The sequence below is a fragment of the Providencia sp. wls1943 genome, assembly GCF_009706275.1.
Taxonomy (GTDB): domain Bacteria; phylum Pseudomonadota; class Gammaproteobacteria; order Enterobacterales; family Enterobacteriaceae; genus Providencia; species Providencia zhijiangensis.
Map to the genome: position 1 here is coordinate 134,954 of NZ_WLTU01000024.1, position 21,672 is coordinate 156,625.

The window sequence follows — 21,672 nt, forward strand, 5'->3', positions numbered from 1 at the left end:
TATACCATGTCTATGTTAGATGACGATTTAAATAAGCTTGAAGAAGAAAAGAATGGCGAAGGCTACCTCATTTTTACGCTTGGTGAAGAAGAGTACGGCATCGAAATTTTAAAAGTGCAAGAAATCCGCGGTTATGAGCAAGTGACACGGATTGCGAACACCCCTGACTTTATTAAAGGCGTCACCAACCTGCGTGGCGTGATTATTCCGATCATCGATCTGCGCATTAAGTTTTCCCATGAAAATGTGGTCTACAACGACAATACCGTCGTCATTGTTGTGAACTTAAAAGATCGCGTTGTTGGAATTGTGGTTGATGGTGTTTCTGATGTGCTAGTTCTACATGAAGAACAAATTGCACCGCCGCCAGATTTCGCTGTGACGTTATCGACTCAGTATCTAACAGGGTTAGGTACTGTGGGGGAGCGCATGTTGATTTTGGTTGATATTGAAAAGTTATTGACCAGCGAAGAAATGGCGTTAATCGACAACATCGCGGAATAATGCGCAGTTAAATCCGCTGATAATTTGCTCAAAAATGGTAAGTGATTAACTAAAGTTTTTGAGCAACTGTCCGATATCCAAACTACAACAACACTATGTTAGTAAAACACCATGTACAGTCGAATTAAAATCGTATCAGGACTTTTGTCCGTTATTTTTGTATTTATTTTATTGCAGCTGGTATCGAGTGGTTTGATGTTTACCAAACTCGGGGATAACAGCGACAGTATTAATTATTTGAATTCTCTCCAACGCCAAAGACTCGTTCTGACTCAAAGCTGGGTCAACTTATTGCAAGCTCGTTCTGATTTAAACCGCTCCATTAACGCGTATTTATTAGAAGAGTTAAGCATTAAAGATGATGCTTCTGCTGCGGATCTTATTGCTTCAGCGAAAGGTAAATTTAAAGCCGCCGATGAAGCGTATGACAGCTACAGAAAGTTGATGGCAAATGCAGATGTGGATAAGGGGTTATTTGATAACTTACTGAAATCCTATGAGGATTACCGTGTTGCATTAACCAAATTGGCGGAATATGCAGAGAAGGGGGACTTAAACGGCTTCTATGCGCATAGAACCTCAGGGCTACAAGCCAAATTTGAAGAGCAGTTTGGCCTCTATTTTGGTGAAATTTCTTCAGATTTTGAAAATGAAGTGGTGAATGCAGAATCCAATTACCGTCAATCTCTATATTTACTGGTTATTTTATCGGTACTGTTAGCGGTGATCAGCGTGATTAGCTATCGCTATGTACGTAAAGGGATTACTGAGCCATTAAATACACTGATCGAGCGCATTAAAGTGTTCGCTTCAGGGGATTTAACACCAAAAATTGATACCTCAGCGAACAACGAAATTGGTGAGCTAGCACGTGGTGCCCAGCACATGCAACAAGAGCTGATCAATACGGTTCGTGGTGTACTGGATGGTAGTGAAACTATCTATCAAGGTACCACTGAAATCGCAGCGGGTAATAATGACTTATCTTCACGTACTGAGCAGCAAGTGGCTTGCTTAGAAGAGACGTCTGCTAGCATGAGTGAGCTGACAGCAACCGTTAAGCAAAACACGGAATATGCTCATCAAGCCAGTGAGTTTGCAAGCCAAACTTCTGTTATTGCAAAAGAAGGCGGCAAAGTGGTGTCTAACGTGGTTCATACCATGCGTAACATCGCCGATAGCTCACAAAAAATCTCTGATATTACCGCTGTTATCGACAGCATTGCTTTCCAAACCAATATTCTTGCACTGAACGCTGCCGTTGAAGCCGCGCGTGCTGGTGAACATGGTCGTGGATTTGCGGTGGTTGCCGATGAAGTTCGTAGCCTTGCTCAACGCAGTGCAGATGCAGCAAAAGAGATCAAAGGCTTGATTGAAGACTCTGTTTCTAGAACAGACGTCGGGGCTCGCCAAGCAGAAGATGCTGGTGAAACAATGACAAAAATTGTCGACTCAGTCACACGTGTTACTGACATCATGACGCACATCGCAACCGCGTCTGATGAGCAGAGCAAAGGTATTGCTCAAGTGAGTATTGCCGTGGAAGAGATGGACAAAGTGACTCAGCAAAACGCCTCACTCGTTGAGCAATCCGCTGTTGCTGCAAATGTACTGGAAGAGCAAGTCGCTAAGCTTTCTCAGTTGATCTCCATTTTCCGTTTACCTGCAATGGATCAAGCAAAAGTACGCAACGCACAACCTGCACCAAGAACAGTATCTAATATTGTTAAAACACCAGATTTATCCAAAATCGCATCGAAAAATCATAAAGATGACGATAACTGGGAAACCTTTTAAGGGTAAATCTGTTCGAGCGCTGTGAGAGTTTCTCTCGCAGCGCTTTTATATGTTTAAGCTCGATAATTAAAAAAGGGCCAAACTTTTGGCTGGCATAAGTAGGGGATTAAATATGTTAGGAAAGAATATCCGAATTTCAGTGAGCTTATACTTACTCCTGATTTTATTTTGTGGCATGCAGTTAACCTCAAGCGGCGTCTCTGTCGGTATCGTTAACAGCGAATTAAAAGCGCTAGAAAGAATCGATATGGGTTCTAAGAAACGCGCATTACTGGAAGAGACTAGTAAAAACTTAATGCAGGCGCGTAATAGCCTGACCCAAATTGCCTTATTGATGAAAGTGGGCGACCACGTCCCATTAATCGAAGAAACCCGTGTTGTTTTCGATAACTACTTAGTTTCAGCTAACAAATCGTATAACGAATTCAAAACTCAGCCAGTACTAAGCGAAAAAGAAAACTTAGCGGTATTGGAAGAGAAATATAATGCCTTTGTCGTCACATTAAATGCATTGAAAGGCAATCTTGATAACAACGATGTTGCAGCTTATATCAATCTGCCAGCACAACAAAACCAAGATGAATTAATCAGTGTTATTAATAACTACCTCTCTGTTTTAAACGACGAAAGCAACGCTTCTATTGCGGATGCAAGATTTTATAACCAATTTGCATGGGGCTCATTCTTCACCGTGATTGTCATTATTTTCGGTGTGATTGCCGTTGTACACCTATGGTTAAAACGTAAAGTCATTTCACCATTAAACAGCATGAGTGAACACTTTATGCACGTTGCGGAAGGGAAACTAAATCAGAATATTGAAATTAATTTCCGTGATGAAATCGGTGATGTATTCGAAAAATTAAAAGTCATGCAGCAGTCACTGGCAAAAACCGTCACCTCTATTCGTTCTAATACAGACCAAATGTATACGGGTATTCGTGAGATTGCTTTAGGGAATAATAATTTATCATCAAGAACAGAACAGCAGGCTGCCTCGTTAGAAGAGACGGCGGCGAGCATGGAAGAATTAACGGCGACGGTGAAACAAAACGCGGATAACGCCCGTCAAGCTAGTGAACTTGCAGTAAGTGCATCGCGTACGGCGACCAAAGGCGGTGAAATCACGGAAGGTGTGATTGACACCATGACTGCAATTTCGAACAGCTCTCAGAAAATTAGCGCCATTATCAGTGTTATTGATGGCATCGCTTTCCAGACCAATATTCTTGCATTGAATGCAGCAGTAGAAGCGGCGCGTGCGGGTGAGCAAGGTCGTGGATTCTCGGTAGTTGCAGGTGAAGTTCGCGCATTAGCACAGCGAAGCGCTGAAGCGGCGAAAGAGATTAAAGGCTTGATTGACGAATCGGTTGGACGCGTGAACCAAGGTTCTCAGTTGGTGAATGAAGCAGGTCAAACTATGAATGAATTGGTTGCCGCCGTTAATCAGGTGACCGAATTGATGGGCAACATTGCGTCTGCATCGAATGAACAGAGCCGAGGTATTGAGCAAGTCGCGATTGCGGTAACCCAAATGGATTCTGTTACACAACAAAACGCCGCATTAGTAGAGCAATCAACGAGTGCAACAGCGGCACTTGAAGACCAAGCCAATAATCTGGTCGAGACAGTGGAGTTTTTCGAATTACCAGAACAATCCACCCGAGTTAGACGGTAATGGGTATCCACGCAATAGCGTGAATAATGAAGTCTCAATCTAGATAACGTGAGTTGGGGTGAGACGGTTAGCTAGACAATTCACAAGTTAGACGATGATAGTTAGGCAGCCACTTTCGGCTGCCTCGCCGGTTTTTATTGAATAGGACGACAAGTACGATGCTATTAGTACCACAGATAGAACCTTTGACTGATGACGAGTTTGGTCGGGTTTGTCGATTTATTCATAAAAAGTCTGGAATAGTCCTTACGATGAATAAGAAAAATATGGTCTATAACCGCTTATTAAAGCGTTTACGTGACTGTAATATCGACAATTTTTCTGACTACTTACTAATGTTAGAACGTGAACCGTTGAATGCGGAATGGCAAGCATTCATCAATGCACTGACCACAAACTTAACGGCATTCTTTCGAGAGCCTCACCACTTTGCGACATTGACGGATTTTTTAAAAAGCCGCCGAAATAGCAATATCAATATTTGGTGTTCGGCCTCTTCGACAGGGGAAGAACCTTATTCTATCGCCATGACAGTGAGTGATGTTCTGGGAGCTAACGCCATCAATGCCAAGGTTGTTGCCAGTGATATTGACACGGAAGTATTAGAGAAAGCGAAGCAAGGGATCTATCGAATCGAAGAGCTCAAAACCCTGACAGCACTCCAACGGCAGCGCTACTTCATGAAAGGGGTGGGTGAATACGAAGGGTTTGCTCGCGTAAAACCCGCTCTTAGCAACATGATTGAGTTTCGTTACTTAAACCTGACTGAAGGCGATTGGCAATTACAACATCGCTTCGATGCGATTTTTTGTCGTAACGTCATGATTTATTTTGACAAGGAAATGCAGATAAAACTGCTAGAGCGCTTTGCGCCACTGCTCAAGCCGGATGGCTTATTGTTTATTGGTCACTCTGAAAATATTTCGCAATTGACAAAACAGTTCGTGATCAATGGGCAGACTGTCTACAGCTTAGCGTCGGCGAGGAGAGAACAATGAAAAAAATAAAAGTATTGTGCGTCGATGACTCTGCACTAATGCGCCAATTGATGCGTGAAATTATCAACAGTCACTCTGATATGGAAGTGGTCGACACGGCGCCAGATCCGTATGTTGCTCGGGATTTGATTAAGCAACTGGAGCCAGATGTTATTACCCTCGATGTTGAAATGCCGAGAATGGATGGGATTGATTTCTTAGAAAAATTGATGCGGCTACATCCAATTCCGGTCGTCATGGTATCCACATTAACCTCTAAAGGTTCTGAAGTGACATTAAAGGCTTTAGAGCTGGGCGCTGTGGATTTTGTGACAAAGCCACAAATTGGTATTCGCGAAACCATGATGAGTTATCGCGATATGATCGGTGAAAAAATTCGCGCAGCGGCGATGTCTAAAATGTCGCAGCGTAACCGTTTTGCTCGAACAGAGAAAAAAGTCGCAGAGCCGACGACTCTAGCTAAACCTCTGACGCCATACGTGTGCAACAACCGCGTGATAGCAGTGGGCGCATCAACCGGTGGAACAGAAGCAATCCGTCAATTTTTAGAGATGCTGCCTAGAGAGTGCCCTCCTGTGGTGATCACTCAGCATATGCCTGCAGGCTTCACCCGCTCTTTTGCTGAACGTTTAAATAAACTGTGTGCACTCACGGTTAAAGAGGCAGAGCACAACGAAGTTTTACAAAAAGGCTGTGCGTATATCGCGCCGGGTGATTCACATATGCTGATTGCCGATAAAGGTAAAGGCTACCAAGTGGTGTTGGAGCAGAGCGATCCGGTTAACCGCCATCGTCCTTCCGTTGATGTGCTATTTGACTCAGTCGCTAAGCATGTCGGACGTAAATGTATTGGTATTTTGTTGACGGGGATGGGAATGGATGGTGCCAAAGGCCTACTCAACCTGCGTCAACAAGGGGCTTTCACTTATGCCCAGAACGAGAGTAGTTGCGTGGTATTCGGCATGCCTCGTGCAGCAATTGAAATGAACGCAGCGGATGAAGTACTCGACTTGCTAAAAATCGCGCCAAGCGTATTAACAAAACTTTCTACTGTTACCGTGTAGTGGTGGCAGTTTTTTATCATTGTATTTTTGAAGGAGTGGTTATGGCCGCTAAAGATCTGAGTTTTCTGGTTGTCGATGACTTTTCTACTATGCGTCGCATCGTCCGTAACTTATTAAAAGAACTTGGTTTTAACAAAATTGAAGAAGCGGAAGATGGCGTTGATGCCCTCGAAAAAATCCGTGCTGGGAATATTGATTTTGTGGTTGCAGACTGGAATATGCCAAACATGGATGGTTTAGAGTTACTTAAAACCATTCGTGGTGATGATGCACTAAAACATATCCCTGTCTTAATGGTGACCGCAGAAGCGAAAAAAGAAAACATCATTGCGGCAGCACAAGCTGGTGCAAGCGGCTATGTTGTGAAACCGTTTACCGCCGCTATCCTCGAAGAAAAATTAAATAAAGTATTTGAAAAAATGGGGCTGCAATAATCGCGGGCGGTAAAGGAGACAGTGATGATTGAACAAGTAGCAATGAATGGCAGCCGTAGTGGCACTGGCAACGAAGATCTAAAACACGTCATTACACGCATTGGAACTCTGATGAGAACCTTACGTGAAAGTATGCGTGAGTTGGGTCTTGAGAAAAGTGTTCAGCAGGCAGTAGCAAGTATTCCAGACGGTAAAGATCGCCTGCGTTATATTGCCCAAATGACAGCCCAAGCGGCAGAAAAAACACTCAACGGCATTGATGTTATCAAACCGCTGCAAGTGGAAATGAACAAAAATGCGATTGCGTTGCAGCAACAGTGGGAAGAAGTGGCATCCGGTGAAGTCTCCGAAGCGTTACGCGGCTCCACTCAAGCATTTTTGGGACAAGTTATCCAAGATAGCGAAGTGACTAAAGCTGAATTACTAGAAATCATGATGGCGCAAGACTTCCAAGACTTAACGGGTCAAGTCGTCAAAAAAATGATGGAAGTGGTTGAAGAAGCAGAGAAACAGCTATTAGCGTTGCTGATGGAAAATACACCACCAGAAATGCGCGTGAAGACTCAAAGTGAAAGCCTGCTCAATGGTCCTCAGATTAATAAAGAAGGTGTGAATGTGATGGCATCACAGTCGCAGGTGGATGATCTGTTAGATGAATTAGGTTTCTAATTCGTTCGCTTCTTCGTGATATTTTGAGCTATAGCGTTATTGGCTGAGTTTGCCTTCTTGCTATGGCTCAAATTATTTAGGGTAGTTGTGCATCATTATTTTATTCGCGATTTTTAATCAAAACCCATCGACCAGTAGGTCTATCGCACTTTTGATTTTATCTCTTTGGTACTCAATGCAAATAATCTCTTTTCCTAGCATGGATTTAGAGATGGCTGACATCAAATGAGTCATCAGTACAAAGGGTTGCCCTTCAATATCAATAATTGGGTTAAGTCGAATCGGCAGGGCAGCTTGCAGATGACGTGTATCAAATAATGGAATGATAAGGCGTGTTGTTAGGTCATCAATAATGTCACTTTGTACATCCAAAAGATAAGGATAGTTGGTTAGCTCTTCGTAGAGGGTGTGCAATAAGATGCAATTTCTGATAAATGGCTGGATAGCGCGCCGAAAAATGAAACTATAATGCTGGAATAGAGAGACGAAGGCTGGAAATGCAAGGCTAACAGTCGGAAGAAACGCAGGCTTGAATAGCATTTCAAACCTGCGAGAACAAAATGCGGATGCGATTATTTCTTTTTATCTAGCATCGCTTTTAAATCGGCAAATGGGTTATAAGTGGCTTCACCCACATCTTTTTGTGCATCTTCACCCGCAACCACATTCGTTCCATACTGGTCGGCTTCTGTATACTTAGAATGTTCATGATCGTGACAGAAGAGACACAATAACTCCCAATTACTCCCATCTTCAGGGTTATTGGTATGGTCATGATCGATATGATGAACGGTTAATTCTCTCAGATTCGAATAAACGAATTCCCGCGTGCAGCGCCCGCATATCCATGGATAAATTTTAAGTGCTTTTTCACGGTACCCACTTTCTAAGCGAGCATAGTTTTTAGGGATCAGAGCCATAACGAATATCACCTGCTATAAATAGAGTATTTTACATTGATGTTATCAATATACCCCATTTTACGGAGTGGGTATTATAGGACGTGATTTTTTAGGTCATCTTTTTTGACTTTCTTTCTTTTTACCTTTCATTTACCTCTTTGCGAAGCGCTTCGCAAAGTTGTTGTCATATTGCTCAATAGCCAAAAAACCCCTGCGAAGTACGTCTATTTTCCACCATTGATTTTTTTACACTCTGTCATGCTATAGCGACTATGCGTATAGCCTAATTTTTTGGAAGTCACGTGTCCGACGAAAGTGATGTAGAAAAAACAGAAGAACCCACGCCCCATAAAAAGCAGAAAGCGAAAGATGACGGGCAAATTGTTCGCTCCAAAGAATTAAGCTCCCTCATGATGATGTTGGCTGGAGTCAGTTTGCTGTGGCTAAGTGGCGGGCATTTGGCAAACCAGCTACGACAAATCATGCGCCAAGGATTTATCTTTGACGGTCATTATCTGCAAAACACCGGGTTGATGCTCAGTTATTTGGGGAGGGTAGTTAGTGAGGCGTTATTTGCGCTATTTCCAATCATTGGGGGGTTAGCGCTGGTGGGGATCTCTGCATCGTCATTGGTGGGTGGATTGTTATTTAATAGCAAATTGATTAAGTTTGATTTGAAAAAATTAAATCTAATCAAGGGATTAAAGCGAATTTTCTCCATGAATGCCTTATCTGAATTGTTTAAGGCAATATTAAAATCACTGTTTGTGGGGTTAGGCGCGTCCATATTTCTCTGGCAAAGTTGGCCATCGTTACTCCATTTGGTGATGGAACCACCGACAACGGCGTTGGCAAACGCACTCGAGAAGGTGATTTTTGCAGGTTATTTAATTGTTTTTCTATTAATCCCAATGGTGGCATTTGATGTGTTTTATCAATTTCGCTCTCACTTGAAAAAGTTACGGATGAGCCGCCAAGAAATTAAAGACGAATTTAAGCAACAAGAGGGCGATCCTCACATTAAAGCCAAAATTCGTCAGCAACAACGAGCGATTGCGCGTAACCGAATGATGGCAGATGTACCCAGTGCGGATGTGATTGTCACCAACCCGACTCACTACGCTGTCGCCCTAAAATATGACGATAAAAAAATGGGGGCGCCGAAAGTCTTGGCAAAAGGCGCGGGGGTTATTGCCCAACGTATTAAAGAAATTGGTGCAGAGCACCGTATTTTACAGCTTGAAGCTCCACCGCTCGCGCGTGCGTTATATCGCCATGCGGAGATTGGACAAAGTATCCCTGTTGCGCTGTATGCAGCGGTAGCAGAAGTTTTAGCATGGGTTTACCAATTACGCCGCTGGCGTCGTGAAGGTGGCCTGAAACCAAAGAAACCGAAAAATTTACCAGTGCCACCGACGCTGGATTTTGCTGGAGATAACAATCGCGATGGCTAATTTGGCTACACTTTTAAAATTGCCGAAAAATTTACAAGGAACTCAGTGGCAAATCCTCGCTGGACCCGTGCTGATATTACTGATTCTGTCGATGATGGTTCTGCCATTACCGGCATTCCTGCTGGATTTACTATTCACCTTTAACATCGCGCTGTCCATTATGGTGCTGTTAGTGGCGATGTTCACCAAACGGACATTGGATTTTGCCGCATTCCCCACCATTTTGCTGTTCGCAACCTTATTGCGCCTATCTTTGAATATCGCTTCAACGCGTATCATTCTGCTAGATGGTCATACTGGACCGGATGCCGCAGGGCGCGTTGTCGAAGCCTTTGGTCACTTCTTGGTTGGCGGTAACTTTGCCATTGGTATTGTCGTTTTCATTATCTTGGTTCTGATTAACTTTATGGTTATCACCAAGGGTGCGGGGCGTATCGCCGAAGTAGGCGCTCGCTTTGTGCTTGATGGAATGCCGGGTAAGCAAATGGCCATCGATGCTGATTTAAACGCCGGTATTATCAATGATGATGAAGCGAAAAAACGCCGAGCAGAAGTGACCCAAGAAGCCGATTTTTACGGTTCAATGGACGGTGCGAGTAAATTCGTCCGTGGTGATGCCGTCGCCGGAATTATGATCATGGTGATAAATGTCATCGGTGGTTTGATTATCGGTGTAGGACAGCACCATATGACCCTCGGTGATGCAACGAGCGCTTATACCTTATTAACCATCGGTGATGGTCTAGTCGCTCAAATTCCAGCATTGATTATCTCGACAGCAGCGGGGGTTATCGTCACTCGCGTTGCAACTGATGAAGATGTTGGTGAGCAGATGGTCACTCAACTGTTTAATAACCCGCGCGTGATGTGGCTCAGTGCTGGGGTATTAGGGTTGATTGGTCTTATTCCGGGGATGCCTAACTTTGTTTTCCTACTGTTCACCGCGGCATTGGCTGCATTAGGGTGGTATCTGGTAAAACGTGCTCGCAATCCAGAAAAAACGATGGATGATAGCCAAGCGCAACATTTCCAAGAGGCCAATAAAGTGGTCGAAGCCACATGGGATGATGTGCAGTTAGAAGATTTACTGGCAATGGAAGTCGGTTATCGCCTAATTCCGCTGGTTGATAACGATCAGCAAGGGGAGCTATTGGGTCGACTTCGTGGGCTACGTAAGAAATTTGCTCAGGAAGTTGGATACTTACCTCCAGTAGTGCATATTTGCGACAATCTAGAATTATCCCCATGTGAATATCGCATTCTTATCAAAGGGGCTGAGGTGGGGCGCGGAGAAGCTCAACCAGGACGCAACTTAGCGATTGACCCAGGCAATGCGGCGGGAACCTTACAAGGGGATATGACTAAAGAGCCTGCATTTGGTCTACCTGCAGTATGGATTGACGATGACTTGCGCGAACAAGCTCAAATTCAAGGTTATACCGTTGTTTCCGCAAGTACCGCGGTAGCAACGCACTTCAATCAAATCTTACTGCAATACTCGAGCACGCTTTTTGGTCGTCAAGAAGCCCAAATGTTGTATGACCGCGTGAAAAAAGAGATGCCAAAACTGGCGGATGACCTGATCCCAGACACCATTTCTCTGACCATCTTGCACCGCGTTTTACAAAACCTACTCATGGAAGATGTGGTCATCCGCGACATGCGTACCATTATTGAGACGCTGGCTGAAATGGCGGGTGAAAATGGTGAACAAAAAGATACCGATTACCTCACTTCTCAGGTGCGTATTGCTCTAGGACGTGCTATTACCCAGCAATGGTTTGGTAGCGCTGAAGAGATTCAAGTGATTGGGTTGGATGCGAAGTTGGAGCAAATCCTGCTACAAGCTGCGAAGAATGGTGGTGGTTTAGAGCCAAATTTAGCCCAGTTTATTCAAACTCAAGCTGAAGAGGCGGTGGGGCATCAAGAAGCCATGGGCGCACCAACGGTGCTGTTAGTGAATCATGCACTGAGACTGATTTTATCCCGCTTCCTGCGTCGTAGCTTGCCGCAGTTAGTGGTGATGTCCAATTTAGAAATGTCAGATCACCGTAAGATTAGAATGACATCAATGATCAGCGGGTCATAAACAGTCGATTGATTTCAAGTTAACGAAACACAAATAAATATCACAATAGGCAGTGTAGTGAGATGAGCGTCATAACTCCTCACTCACTGCCTATTTTCTTGCGCGTTAGTTTTATACAAAAGCACCGTTAAGGTCTTTGCGGACTTTAAACCGAATGGTGCGAACGGCATCAAGTCTTACGAATATGAGCCAAAAAATGCTAGATATTAATCATTAAAGTGCATCGATATCTATACATAATCATAGTGTAAATAACATAACAGACACATTGAAGGAATTATTGGAATTTGTTAAAGGACTAGAAAAAATCGGGGTTACAGATGGAGAGGTTGTGAAATGTATTGAGGTGAGAATAAAAGCAAGAAAAGCGAAATTTAATCGGCCAAAAGGCTGAGTTTAATAAACCAAAAAGACTCTGATCATTTAACCAGATAAAAATAGGGGGTGAGGAAAATAGGTTTAGCCAGAAATCTAAATTGAAATTTTCTTTCCTAACGCAGGGCGTTTAGATTCTAAGCCGTCAGCACCGTAAGTTGACTGATTATTATGCTTTTTCACAAAATTTAGACGTTGTGCATTCAGCTCAATATGCAGTTGAAGCATTTGGTGATTACGATAATTTAAATCTTTTAGCTGAGCCGTCAGGTCTTTAATTGTATTCCAAGTGTGGCTAAGCGCTGGGTTACCTTCATACGGCGCAACGATTTTTGCTTGCTCTTCCAGTCGTAAACGGTGGTTCTCGCCATGACTGATAGCGGCAACTAAAAAACGCTTTTGCTCCGTTGTTTCCTGAAATGGAGAAGGTGGTACACGATGGTAACCCAGTAATAGCTCTTCATTTTTCATCACAATTTCCAGTGACTGCAAATGACCAAGCTGCTGTTCTAATAGGAGTAATAATTCGTCGTTCATAGTCGTTCAGTTTATTTCATAGAAAGCATGCATTCGTGCGCATCACGTAAAATGCCATCAGCGATTTTACCTGCATCCATAGTTAACGTGCCGTCTTTAATGGCTTGTTTGATTTTTTCAACTTTAGTCACATCAATATCAGAAGCTTGAGGCTGAAGTAATTTCTTTTGTAATTCACTCGGTGCGAAAGTACTCTCTTTGACCGTCTCGTTAGCGGAGACTTTTTTCTCACGCACTAGCGCAGCGGTTTCCTGTGGGTCACGAGTGGTGACCTGAGTCAAGGCAGAGATTGCAGATGTTTGCTCAATAGCCATAGTATTTTTCCTGTTCCCGATATTTTTGATATAGAAGGTTATCGGCAGATATTAGTGAACCTTTAATATTCGGTTAGTTTTCAAATTACCAGCGAGATAAGTAATTTTACTTAAATCGCGATGTAAATCATGATAATTAACTGCATATTTAACTACTTCAGACGAATTGCAAAAATTATACCTGTAATTCGCTTCAAAAACAGAAAATTATCACGCTATAACTTGATGATTTAATTTTAAATTAAGCTAGTTAAGCGCCACTTGAACACTGCCATTTTCTTGAGCTTCACCATTGACCACTTGCCCATTGATGAGTCGAACCCGAATATTCTCACCCATCGCAGCATTATTAATGGCTCGGCCTTCATACTTAACGGAAAAGTTATTGCCAGTAGCAAATACATACACGGTTTGACCCGCTTTAATAGCCCAAGGGCGCCTAACCATTGAGCGAGTAAACGTCTGCCCAGCAGTAATATTGCGAAGGGCTAACGTACCACGCAGTGCCATTTTGTCGGTAGATGCCCCAGATGGCAATTGATGAATAAGCCCTTTTTTGGTGCCAATATCTACAAATTCAATGGTTTCTCCCCGCTGAATATTGCGGGTAGCAACATAATATTGCCCGGTGACATTCACCGTCAGCTGTAAATACTGTTTTTTCTTATCGCACTGCACTGGCAATGAGATATTCCCCATATTACGACCCCCACTGGGTAAGCCAATTTGCGGCTTATCACAATTTGGCCATTTATCAATTGGGGTTTTTATTTCAATTGAAACGCTATTTTGTTTTCCATGAATTTTACGGAAATACTGGTCAATATCTTGTGGAAGAGATGCTTGCACAGAAAAAGAAAATAGGTTTAATATACTGATAATTAAAATATATTTAATTGAAAAAATAGTTTTTATCATCCCATTTCCTTTTTCATCCAATACCTTTTCACCCTTGAAGTTTACCTACATCGTCAATAATGAATGAGGCAAATAGGTCAATTATTTTGCCTTTATCTCGCCATTAGATTTTTTATCTGCCAGCTAATATGAGCATCGAATTTCTATATTCAAACTTTGCGTTTATAAAAACTGCAATTAAAAGATTCTTAATTTTCGTCTAAATCGATTAGGAATTAACTGAAATCCATTGAGGAAACCATGATTGATAAATTAGATGCCACCTTTGCTTTTCAGCAACGGGCTTTGTCCATAAGAGAAGCAAGACAGACTGTTTTGGCTTCTAACATCGCCAATGCGGATACCCCCGGTTATCAAGCGCGTGATATTGATTTTAATCGTCAATTACAACAAGCGATGGATAAAGGCGTGGTGAAAGGAAAGGGTATTTCACTGGCAGTGACAGCCAAAGGACATATTGAAGGTCATGATATGAAGCCTGCTGCACTGGATCTGAAATATCGCGTGCCTTATCAAACTTCAATGGATGGAAATACGGTTGATATGGATGTTGAACGCAGCCAATTTGCTGATAACACATTGAAATATCAAGCCGATCTTACATTCATCAATAGCCAAGTCAAAAGTATGTTGGCCGTTCTACAACAAGGGTAAGGGTTATGGGTTTACTCAGTATTTTTGATATCTCCTCTTCTGCATTAACCGCGCAATCTCAGCGTTTAAACGTTAGTGCGAGTAACATGGCGAACGCAGAAAGTGTGGTGGGTCCTGATGGTGAACCATACCGCGCGAAGCAAGTGGTTTTTCAAATGGCACCACAAGGTCGTAACCAAGTCGGTGGCGTTCGTGTGAGTGAATTAATCGAAGATCCCGCTCCCCCGCGTATGGAATACAAGCCCGGTCATCCTCTTGCAGATGAAAAGGGCTATGTGAAGATGCCTAACGTCGATACCGTGGGTGAAATGATCAACACCATCTCCGCATCGCGTAGCTATCAAGCCAACTTAGAAGTCATGAATACCGCTAAAACATTGCTACAGAAAACCTTAACGCTAGGTCAGTAACGGAGACGCGCAATGGGAATTTCTGCCTCAATGAATGATTCTTTGGATAACACAGTTGCTGGACCTGCAGCTGCAGCGAGTAACATTCCAAAGAAAAGTCAAAGTGATGATATGCGTGACACATTTTTAACCATGATTGTCACGCAAATGCAGAACCAAGATCCGACCAAACCAATGGATAACGCGGATTTAACGGGGCAATTGGCGCAGATAGCCACGCTTGAGAGTATGAATAAACTCAGCGATAGCGTTACCGGAATTTCGCAACAAATTGGGTCTGGACAGTCATTACAGGCGACGCAACTAGTGGGCAAGGGGGTGCTTATCCCGCGCAATGAAATTGTGCTTGCGCCACTGAAAAAAGAGAGCAACGGCGAAAATAGCAATGTGGCTAAGCCGGCTAACCCGTTACCTGATGATGTGATTAGCGCGAATAGCCCATCTAATTTTGGGCTCAGTAATTTTGGCGCAACAGAAGGTAGTGAAGGCGGAGAAGGCACTGAAGAGCCGCAAACCGATTACATTTCATCGCCATTTGGTTTCTTCCTACCGAAGATGGCCGATAGCGTTGAAATTACCATTCGAGACAAAAACCGTACCGTAGTCCGCACCATCACCTATGACTCAGAAGTGAAACCCGATATTTACGATATGGCATGGGATGGTCGCGATAACAACGGCAACGTGGTTGCCGATCCGAAAGGTAAATATTTCTTTGATGTGAAAGCCGTCAGGATGGGGTCTGAAATTGAGGTCACCAAACTCGGTTATACCCGTGTCAATGGTGTCACACCTGGCTCAGATGCACCATTACTGGATGTTGGAATAGGGCAAAGTGTGCCACTAAGCAGCATTTTTAAAGTGTATCCCGCATCTTAATTTTATTCCCCAAACTTTTATTCCCCGAATATTTATGGAGAAAATATGTCTTTTTCACAAGCAGTCAGTGGCTTAAATGCAGCATCAGCGGGGCTAGACTCTATTGGTAACAACATTGCCAACTCCGCAACTAACGGTTTTAAAGGGGCGACAACCTCGTTTGCTGATATGTTTGCCGGTTCTGGTGTTGGGCTAGGTGTTAACGTTGCAGCCGTCACTCAAAACTTCAAAGATGGTCCAATTACCCGTACTGATAGAGCAACCGACGTTGCGATTTCCGGTAACGGTTTTTTCCGTGTTCAAGACCAAAACGGTGATGTTTATTACAGCCGTGACGGTCAATTCCTGCGTGATAAAAGCGGTAACTTAGTCAACAACCAAGGCATGGTAGTGACTGGATATCCGGCAAGCGTGGATGAGAAAGGCAATATCACAGTACAAAGTGGTGGTGTTCCGGCTGGCATGAATATCCCAACGGATATGATGGATGCGAAGCAATCTGATTTAGCTAAGTTAACGATTAACTTGAACTCAGAAGATAAAGTTAAAGATAAGCCTTTTGATCCAAACAAGCCTGATGATATCGCGACCTATAACTTCAGCACTACCATGACAGCTTATGACAGCCAAGGTAACACCCATGAAATTTCTGTTTATTTTGTGAAGGATGCAGATAACAAATGGAGTGCATACGCTAAAGATTCTAGTGAAACTAAAGCTGAAAAGCTGGGGGAGCTAGAATTTGACGGTAACGGTAAGCTAATGACTGAAAAAGTTGTCAAAGGCCCAAACCCTGGTGACCCAGATACTACGGTTCAATTACCAACAACGTTTGCTTTCCCATTCAAAGGCTTAAATGGTGCGAATGATGGTACTCTACAAGTTGATTTGGGCAAAACCCGTCAACAAAAAGTGAGCGAATCTTCAGTCAGTGCTATTGATGTTAACGGCTACCCTGCGGGTGAATACACCACCTTCAAAATCGAAGATAACGGTCTGATTGTTGCTAACTACTCCAACCAACAAAAACGCGTTGTGGGTCAAATTGCATTATCCGCATTTGCTAACCCGAATGGTTTAGTTTCCCAAGGTGGTAACGTCTGGGCTGCATCAAATGCTTCTGGTAACCCAATGGATGGCGTTCCGGGTGTAGGTCAATTCGGTAAATTAACCAGTGGTGCGCTGGAATCGTCCAACGTGGATATGAGCCAAGAACTGATCAGCATGATTGTGATGCAGCGTAACTATCAGTCCAACGCCCAAACCATTAAGACCCAAGACCAGATGTTACAAACACTGGTTAACTTACGTTAATCCTAGAGGCTGGCGATGGATCATGTCATTTATACCGCAATGGGCGGGGCGCGTCATGCGCTTGAAAACCAAAGTATTGTGTCGAATAACATTGCGAACGTTTCAACGGCGGGTTTTAAAGCTCAGCTGTCAGCGATGCGTGCAGTGCCTATTCATGGTGATACCGAGCAGACGCGTACGTTAGTTGTCGCATCAACACCCGGTGCGGATATGAGCCAAGGTCAACTGAACTATACCGGTAGACCGATGGATGTTGCGTTGAATGATAAACACTTTTTGGCAGTCGCTTTAGGCGATGGCACTGAAGCGTATACCCGCAACGGTAACATTCAAATTTCGCCAGACGGTGAATTGATGATTGGTGAGCGCGTGTTACAAGGTGATGGCGGTGCTATTAACGTGCCACCGAATGCGGAATTAACTATCGGTAACGATGGCACCATTACCGCGTTGCTGGCAACCGATCCACCAACCATGTTGGGACAGATTGGCCGCCTCAAAGTGGTTGAAGCGCAGCCGCAAGACTTAGTCCGTGGTGAAGATGGATTATTCCATTTATCCCCTCAGGCGCAAGCAGCGAATGGAGAGGGATTACCGATGAGCGAGCGTGCTGTCGTGACTTCTGGGGTGATTGAGGGCAGTAACGTCAATGCCGCTGAAGCCATGGTCTCCATGATTGCCAATGCTCGCCATTTTGAAATGCAAATGAAAGTGATCCACAGCGCAGACGAAAATGCGCAGCGTGCCAATCAACTACTTACGATCAGCTAATCACTAACAGCTAGCCGCTGGACGGCAATTGTTAGTAAGGAATGACTATGATCCGCTCTTTATGGATTGCAAAAACAGGGCTTGATGCTCAACAAACTAACCTAGACGTAATTTCCAATAACTTGGCAAACGTCAGCACCAACGGTTTTAAACGCCAACGTGCGGTATTTGAAGATTTACTGTACCAAAACATCCGTCAACCGGGGGCGATGAGTTCAGAACAAACCTCATTACCATCAGGTTTACAAATGGGTACCGGTGCGCGCCCAGTGGCGACAGTACGTATTCATAGCCAAGGTAACTTGAACAAAACCGGGACGACCACGGATATCGCCATTAAAGGTCAAGGTTTTTTACACGTTCAGATGCCTGATGGTACCGATGCTTACACCCGTGATGGTGCGCTTCAGCGTAACCAAGATGGCCAGTTAGTGACATCGAGTGGCTATCAAGTGGTTCCGGCGATCATGATCCCAGAAAATGCCAACAGCTTGAGTATTGCCCGCGATGGTACGGTTTCAGTCACCGTGTATGGAGACAACCAACCACAGCAAATCGGTCAAATCACGTTAACCACTTTTATTAACGATGCTGGCTTAGAAAGCATGGGTGAAAACCTGTACATGGAAACCGCAAGTTCAGGTGCACCGAATGAGAGTGCTCCGGGCACCAACGGTGCAGGCTTGCTGTATCAAGGCATGTTAGAAACCTCAAACGTTAACGTTGCTGAAGAGTTGGTGAACATGATCCAAACTCAACGTGCATACGAAATTAACAGCAAAGCAGTTTCTGCATCAGACCAAATGCTGCAACGTCTGACACAGCTGTAAGTAAGGATGGCAGTTCATGAATAACATCGTGAACTGCCTTTCGTGATGACAAAGGTATCCAGTAGCAAAAGAGTCGCATGATGATTGAAAACGGTATTGTTCCTAAGCGGAGAAAAACAGTGTTACAGACCACGAAATCCGTCTGTTTGGTTGCGGCAGTTGCGGTCACATTAAATGGCTGTGCACATATTAAGCCACGCCCGCTGGTGGACACACAAACCAGTGCAGTACCGACTGCACCCACAGCACCCGCTCCTAACGGTGCTATTTTTCAGAGTGCTCAACCTGCTTACTACGGCTACCAGCCGCTATTTGAAGACAGAAGGCCTCGTAATGTTGGCGATATCTTAACGATCAACTTACAAGAAAACGTGAGTGCGAGTAAAAACTCGTCTGCAAATGCAAACCGTAGCGGAAAAACCGGATTCTTGGCAGCGATTCTGCCTGGGTTTATGCAAGGTTGGTTAGGCGGTAGCAACACAGAAATTGATGTGAAAGGAAACAGCGACTTTAACGGCAAAGGTGGCGCAAATGCCAATAATACCTTTAAAGGCACAATTACCGTGACCGTTGACCAGTTATTAGCAAATGGCAATTTACATGTCGTGGGTGAAAAACGCATTGCGATTAATCAGGGAACGGAATCTATTCGTTTCTCCGGCGTGGTGAACCCGCGCACGATTGGCGCAGATAACAATGTAAGTTCCACGCAAGTGGCTGATGCTCGGATTGAATACGTTGGTGATGGCTATATCAACGAGTCCCAAACAATGGGGTGGCTACAGCGCTTTTTCTTAAATGTATCCCCTTACTAAGTGAATATCCGTCAGCTAATAGCCGAGAAAAATCAATGAAAAACAAATTATTCGTTCTCATTTCATTTGTTTGCCTTTTCGGGAGCCTATTTGTTGCTCCTGCCTACAGCGAACGAATTAAAGATCTCACCACGGTGCAAGGGGTGAGAGATAACCCATTAATTGGTTATGGTTTAGTGGTCGGATTGGATGGAACGGGTGACCAAACCATGCAAACCCCATTTACCACTCAAAGCTTAAATAACATGCTGTCCCAGATGGGCATCACTGTTCCACCGGGCACCAACATGCAGCTGAAAAACGTCGCAGCGGTCATGGTCACGGCAAAAATGCCGCCATTTGGTCGCTCTGGTCAATCGGTGGATGTGGTTGTTTCCTCGATGGGGAACGCAAAAAGTTTACGTGGTGGTACCTTGCTGATGACGCCATTAAAAGGGGTTGATGGGCAAATTTATGCGATGGCGCAAGGTAACGTTTTAGTGGGTGGTGCAGGGGCTAGTGCAGGCGGAAGCAGCGTCAAAGTCAACCAACTTAATGGTGGACGTATTACTGATGGTGCAACCATTGAACGCGAACTGGCCAGTAGCTTTGGTCAAAGTGGTGCTATCAACCTGCAACTTAATGAAGACAGCTTCGCATTAGCACAAGACATTTCAGATGCGATTAACCGTCTGGGTGGAATGGGTTCTGCGCGCGCATTAGATTCGCGAACTGTTCAATTACTCGTTCCTGCAAATAACACAGACCAAGTCCGCTTTTTATCGCGAGTTCAAGAGCTGAACGTACGTACGCCGATGGCAGAAGCCAAAGTTATTCTGAATTCACGCACCGGCTCTGTGGTGATCAACCGCAGTGTGACGTTGGATAGTTGTGCGGTCGCGCATGGCAGCTTAGCTGTGACAGTTGACCGTCAAACCCAAGTTAACCAACCCAATACGCCATTTGCTGGCGGACAAACGGTGGTCACTCGTAACACCAATATTGGCGTGAAAGAGCAAGGTGGGGCGCTGCAAAAAGTGAATGCAAGCGTTCAACTTAACCAAGTTATCCAGGCGCTCAATACCTTAGGGGCAACGCCAACAGATTTAATGTCTATCTTGCAAGCGATGGAAAGTGCGGGCTGCCTACGTGCGAAACTGGAGATCATCTAATGAGCGATATGCAGTTATTACAAGGGGCTGCGTATGATGTCCAGTCGTTAACCAGTTTAAAAGGCGAGTTAAACAAATCGCCGGAACAAGGGCTGCGTCAAGTGACGCAGCAACTGGAAGCAACATTCGTGGAAATGATGCTCAAAAGCATGCGTTCTGCATTACCGCAGGATGGCATGTTTTCCAGCGACCAAACGCGCATGATGACCAGTATGTATGACCAACAAATTGCTCAAGACCTTGCCCAAAAAGGGCTTGGTTTTGGGGAAATGATGTATCAGCAACTGACCCGTGACCAATCACCAAGCTCACCCGCACAAGGCGCTTTTATGCCACTCAATGAGCAGGATCTGCAATCGTTGCCACCGTTCGCGTTAGAGCAAATGGTACGACGATTCGCCCCTGCTATGGGGGATGCACTGGCATCAACTTTTAAGCAAATCAAATCCTTATCACTCAATAGCAGCAATTTTATCAATCAATTGATTGAGCCTGCTAAAAATGCCAGTGAAAAAAGTGGTATTTCCCATTTCTTAATTCTGGCGCAAGCGGCATTAGAAAGTGGTTGGGGAAAACGAGAAATTCTGACTGCGGAAGGTAAAACCAGCCATAACTTATTTGGTATTAAAGCGGGTAAAAATTGGCAAGGACCGGTCACGAATATTATGACCACGGAAGTGATCAACGGTAAAACCATCAAAATGCGCGATGATTTCCGGGTGTATGGCTCCTATGAAGAGGCGATTTCCGACTATATCAGCCTGTTAACGGAAAATCCTCGCTATAAAGATGTTAAACACGCCGCAACCCCAGAAATTGCAGCACGTCGCCTCCATAAAGCAGGGTATGCGACCGACCCTGGATATTCAGACAAATTGATCACGTTAATTAACCAGATTCGTGGTTCGGGCAGTGTGGCGAATACCTCGGCGTCACGGGCGATTCAAGCTTATAACATCGACTTAAACGATATCTTTTAAAGCATCTTAATAAATCAAAGTTTGCGCTAAACATTTGCGCCAATTTTCCGATAAATAAATAAGTGAAAAATTTTGAGTGGCTAGCGCTGAGATTGAGTCAGCCAATCAAAGCGCTCAGTCCCAAGAATAGGAAAA

23 protein-coding genes are annotated in these 21,672 nt (G+C 44.1%); 18 read left to right on the plus strand and 5 right to left on the minus strand.

Annotated features, from left to right (window positions below; genetic code table 11):
- Positions 1–6 precede the first annotated feature (6 nt).
- The 7 genes from cheW (at position 7) to GKR48_RS13475 (ending at position 7,144) form a co-directional block, all read left to right on the plus strand.
- A complete protein-coding gene (gene cheW / locus GKR48_RS13445; RefSeq protein ID WP_006662059.1) occupies positions 7–504 on the plus strand; it encodes a chemotaxis protein CheW in 498 nt (165 codons plus the stop codon).
- A 111-nt stretch (positions 505–615) separates the two neighbouring features.
- Positions 616–2,301 carry a methyl-accepting chemotaxis protein gene (locus GKR48_RS13450; protein ID WP_154628446.1) on the plus strand — a complete coding sequence of 562 codons (1,686 nt, stop codon included), beginning with the start codon at positions 616–618 and terminating at the stop codon, positions 2,299–2,301.
- Positions 2,302–2,413: 112 nt separating this feature from the next.
- Positions 2,414–3,979, plus strand: coding sequence for a methyl-accepting chemotaxis protein (locus tag GKR48_RS13455; protein ID WP_154628447.1), 1,566 nt, complete (start codon positions 2,414–2,416; stop codon positions 3,977–3,979).
- 158 nt (positions 3,980–4,137) lie between these two features.
- Positions 4,138–4,977, plus strand: coding sequence for a CheR family methyltransferase (locus GKR48_RS13460; RefSeq protein ID WP_154628448.1), 840 nt, complete (start codon positions 4,138–4,140; stop codon positions 4,975–4,977).
- Positions 4,974–6,041 carry a protein-glutamate methylesterase/protein-glutamine glutaminase gene (locus tag GKR48_RS13465; protein ID WP_154628449.1) on the plus strand — a complete coding sequence of 356 codons (1,068 nt, stop codon included), beginning with the start codon at positions 4,974–4,976 and terminating at the stop codon, positions 6,039–6,041. Before GKR48_RS13460 ends, GKR48_RS13465 begins: the two co-directional genes overlap by 4 nt.
- A gap of 41 nt (positions 6,042–6,082) precedes the next feature.
- The gene (cheY, locus tag GKR48_RS13470) at positions 6,083–6,475 is read left to right on the plus strand and encodes a chemotaxis response regulator CheY (protein WP_036951481.1); all 393 of its coding nucleotides are present in this window, start codon (positions 6,083–6,085) and stop codon (positions 6,473–6,475) included.
- A gap of 24 nt (positions 6,476–6,499) precedes the next feature.
- Positions 6,500–7,144: a protein phosphatase CheZ gene (locus GKR48_RS13475; RefSeq protein WP_154628450.1), complete on the plus strand. Its 645-nt coding sequence runs from the start codon at positions 6,500–6,502 to the stop codon at positions 7,142–7,144.
- 117 nt (positions 7,145–7,261) lie between these two features.
- On the opposite strand, the gene GKR48_RS13480 is transcribed toward GKR48_RS13475, so the two are convergent.
- Both GKR48_RS13480 and yajD read right to left on the minus strand, forming a co-directional pair.
- Positions 7,262–7,558, minus strand: a complete 297-nt coding sequence (locus GKR48_RS13480; RefSeq protein WP_230088679.1) for a CcdB family protein — start codon at positions 7,556–7,558, stop codon at positions 7,262–7,264.
- Between the two features lie 158 nt (positions 7,559–7,716).
- Positions 7,717–8,064, minus strand: coding sequence for an HNH nuclease YajD (yajD, locus tag GKR48_RS13485; RefSeq protein WP_154604173.1), 348 nt, complete (start codon positions 8,062–8,064; stop codon positions 7,717–7,719).
- 284 nt (positions 8,065–8,348) lie between these two features.
- On the opposite strand from yajD, the gene flhB reads away from it, so the two are divergent.
- Positions 8,349–9,500 (plus strand): flagellar biosynthesis protein FlhB, encoded by a 1,152-nt coding sequence (gene flhB, locus GKR48_RS13490; RefSeq protein WP_336431167.1) that lies wholly within the window; start codon positions 8,349–8,351, stop codon positions 9,498–9,500.
- Positions 9,493–11,589: a flagellar biosynthesis protein FlhA gene (flhA, locus tag GKR48_RS13495; RefSeq protein WP_154628452.1), complete on the plus strand. Its 2,097-nt coding sequence runs from the start codon at positions 9,493–9,495 to the stop codon at positions 11,587–11,589. The genes flhB and flhA overlap by 8 nt, the downstream gene beginning before the upstream one ends.
- Before the next feature lie 471 nt (positions 11,590–12,060).
- Here flhA and GKR48_RS13500 read toward each other — a convergent pair whose 3' ends face one another.
- The 3 genes from GKR48_RS13500 to flgA form a co-directional block, all read right to left on the minus strand.
- Positions 12,061–12,501 carry a flagella synthesis protein FlgN gene (locus GKR48_RS13500; protein ID WP_154628453.1) on the minus strand — a complete coding sequence of 147 codons (441 nt, stop codon included), beginning with the start codon at positions 12,499–12,501 and terminating at the stop codon, positions 12,061–12,063.
- Positions 12,502–12,512: 11 nt separating this feature from the next.
- Positions 12,513–12,815: a flagellar biosynthesis anti-sigma factor FlgM gene (gene flgM / locus GKR48_RS13505; RefSeq protein ID WP_154628454.1), complete on the minus strand. Its 303-nt coding sequence runs from the start codon at positions 12,813–12,815 to the stop codon at positions 12,513–12,515.
- A gap of 246 nt (positions 12,816–13,061) precedes the next feature.
- Complete coding sequence (gene flgA / locus GKR48_RS13510) at positions 13,062–13,733, minus strand: flagellar basal body P-ring formation chaperone FlgA (protein WP_154628455.1); 672 nt, start codon at positions 13,731–13,733, stop codon at positions 13,062–13,064.
- A 240-nt stretch (positions 13,734–13,973) separates the two neighbouring features.
- Here flgA and flgB point away from each other — a divergent pair, with 240 nt between their 5' ends.
- The 9 genes from flgB to flgJ all read left to right on the plus strand — a co-directional run bounded on the left by flgB (position 13,974) and on the right by flgJ (position 21,537).
- Positions 13,974–14,387 carry a flagellar basal body rod protein FlgB gene (flgB, locus tag GKR48_RS13515; RefSeq protein ID WP_006657508.1) on the plus strand — a complete coding sequence of 138 codons (414 nt, stop codon included), beginning with the start codon at positions 13,974–13,976 and terminating at the stop codon, positions 14,385–14,387.
- Positions 14,388–14,392: 5 nt separating this feature from the next.
- Positions 14,393–14,797 carry a flagellar basal body rod protein FlgC gene (gene flgC / locus GKR48_RS13520; RefSeq protein ID WP_036951457.1) on the plus strand — a complete coding sequence of 135 codons (405 nt, stop codon included), beginning with the start codon at positions 14,393–14,395 and terminating at the stop codon, positions 14,795–14,797.
- Between the two features lie 12 nt (positions 14,798–14,809).
- Positions 14,810–15,676 carry a flagellar hook assembly protein FlgD gene (locus tag GKR48_RS13525; RefSeq protein WP_154628456.1) on the plus strand — a complete coding sequence of 289 codons (867 nt, stop codon included), beginning with the start codon at positions 14,810–14,812 and terminating at the stop codon, positions 15,674–15,676.
- 45 nt (positions 15,677–15,721) lie between these two features.
- Positions 15,722–16,990 (plus strand): flagellar hook protein FlgE, encoded by a 1,269-nt coding sequence (flgE, locus tag GKR48_RS13530; RefSeq protein ID WP_036951452.1) that lies wholly within the window; start codon positions 15,722–15,724, stop codon positions 16,988–16,990.
- Positions 16,991–17,005: 15 nt separating this feature from the next.
- The gene (locus GKR48_RS13535; RefSeq protein WP_154604164.1) at positions 17,006–17,761 is read left to right on the plus strand and encodes a flagellar basal body rod protein FlgF; all 756 of its coding nucleotides are present in this window, start codon (positions 17,006–17,008) and stop codon (positions 17,759–17,761) included.
- Positions 17,762–17,808: 47 nt separating this feature from the next.
- Complete coding sequence (gene flgG / locus GKR48_RS13540) at positions 17,809–18,591, plus strand: flagellar basal-body rod protein FlgG (protein ID WP_006657513.1); 783 nt, start codon at positions 17,809–17,811, stop codon at positions 18,589–18,591.
- Between the two features lie 80 nt (positions 18,592–18,671).
- Positions 18,672–19,406 (plus strand): flagellar basal body L-ring protein FlgH, encoded by a 735-nt coding sequence (locus tag GKR48_RS13545; protein ID WP_154628524.1) that lies wholly within the window; start codon positions 18,672–18,674, stop codon positions 19,404–19,406.
- Between the two features lie 35 nt (positions 19,407–19,441).
- Positions 19,442–20,557: a flagellar basal body P-ring protein FlgI gene (locus GKR48_RS13550; protein ID WP_036951445.1), complete on the plus strand. Its 1,116-nt coding sequence runs from the start codon at positions 19,442–19,444 to the stop codon at positions 20,555–20,557.
- Positions 20,557–21,537 carry a flagellar assembly peptidoglycan hydrolase FlgJ gene (gene flgJ, locus GKR48_RS13555; protein ID WP_154628457.1) on the plus strand — a complete coding sequence of 327 codons (981 nt, stop codon included), beginning with the start codon at positions 20,557–20,559 and terminating at the stop codon, positions 21,535–21,537. The genes GKR48_RS13550 and flgJ overlap by 1 nt, the downstream gene beginning before the upstream one ends.
- The last annotated feature ends 135 nt before the right edge of the window (positions 21,538–21,672 follow it).

Coding starts and splice junctions, on each gene's coding strand:
- cheW (WP_006662059.1), top strand. CDS start 7: ATGTCTATGTTAGATGACGATTTAAATAAGCTTGAAGAAGAAAAGAAT.
- GKR48_RS13450 (WP_154628446.1), top strand. CDS start 616: ATGTACAGTCGAATTAAAATCGTATCAGGACTTTTGTCCGTTATTTTT.
- GKR48_RS13455 (WP_154628447.1), top strand. CDS start 2,414: ATGTTAGGAAAGAATATCCGAATTTCAGTGAGCTTATACTTACTCCTG.
- GKR48_RS13460 (WP_154628448.1), top strand. CDS start 4,138: ATGCTATTAGTACCACAGATAGAACCTTTGACTGATGACGAGTTTGGT.
- GKR48_RS13465 (WP_154628449.1), top strand. CDS start 4,974: ATGAAAAAAATAAAAGTATTGTGCGTCGATGACTCTGCACTAATGCGC.
- cheY (WP_036951481.1), top strand. CDS start 6,083: ATGGCCGCTAAAGATCTGAGTTTTCTGGTTGTCGATGACTTTTCTACT.
- GKR48_RS13475 (WP_154628450.1), top strand. CDS start 6,500: ATGATTGAACAAGTAGCAATGAATGGCAGCCGTAGTGGCACTGGCAAC.
- yajD (WP_154604173.1), bottom strand. CDS start 8,064: ATGGCTCTGATCCCTAAAAACTATGCTCGCTTAGAAAGTGGGTACCGT.
- flhA (WP_154628452.1), top strand. CDS start 9,493: ATGGCTAATTTGGCTACACTTTTAAAATTGCCGAAAAATTTACAAGGA.
- GKR48_RS13500 (WP_154628453.1), bottom strand. CDS start 12,501: ATGAACGACGAATTATTACTCCTATTAGAACAGCAGCTTGGTCATTTG.
- flgM (WP_154628454.1), bottom strand. CDS start 12,815: ATGGCTATTGAGCAAACATCTGCAATCTCTGCCTTGACTCAGGTCACC.
- flgA (WP_154628455.1), bottom strand. CDS start 13,733: ATGATAAAAACTATTTTTTCAATTAAATATATTTTAATTATCAGTATA.
- flgB (WP_006657508.1), top strand. CDS start 13,974: ATGATTGATAAATTAGATGCCACCTTTGCTTTTCAGCAACGGGCTTTG.
- flgC (WP_036951457.1), top strand. CDS start 14,393: ATGGGTTTACTCAGTATTTTTGATATCTCCTCTTCTGCATTAACCGCG.
- GKR48_RS13525 (WP_154628456.1), top strand. CDS start 14,810: ATGGGAATTTCTGCCTCAATGAATGATTCTTTGGATAACACAGTTGCT.
- flgE (WP_036951452.1), top strand. CDS start 15,722: ATGTCTTTTTCACAAGCAGTCAGTGGCTTAAATGCAGCATCAGCGGGG.
- GKR48_RS13535 (WP_154604164.1), top strand. CDS start 17,006: ATGGATCATGTCATTTATACCGCAATGGGCGGGGCGCGTCATGCGCTT.
- flgG (WP_006657513.1), top strand. CDS start 17,809: ATGATCCGCTCTTTATGGATTGCAAAAACAGGGCTTGATGCTCAACAA.
- GKR48_RS13545 (WP_154628524.1), top strand. CDS start 18,672: ATGATTGAAAACGGTATTGTTCCTAAGCGGAGAAAAACAGTGTTACAG.
- GKR48_RS13550 (WP_036951445.1), top strand. CDS start 19,442: ATGAAAAACAAATTATTCGTTCTCATTTCATTTGTTTGCCTTTTCGGG.
- flgJ (WP_154628457.1), top strand. CDS start 20,557: ATGAGCGATATGCAGTTATTACAAGGGGCTGCGTATGATGTCCAGTCG.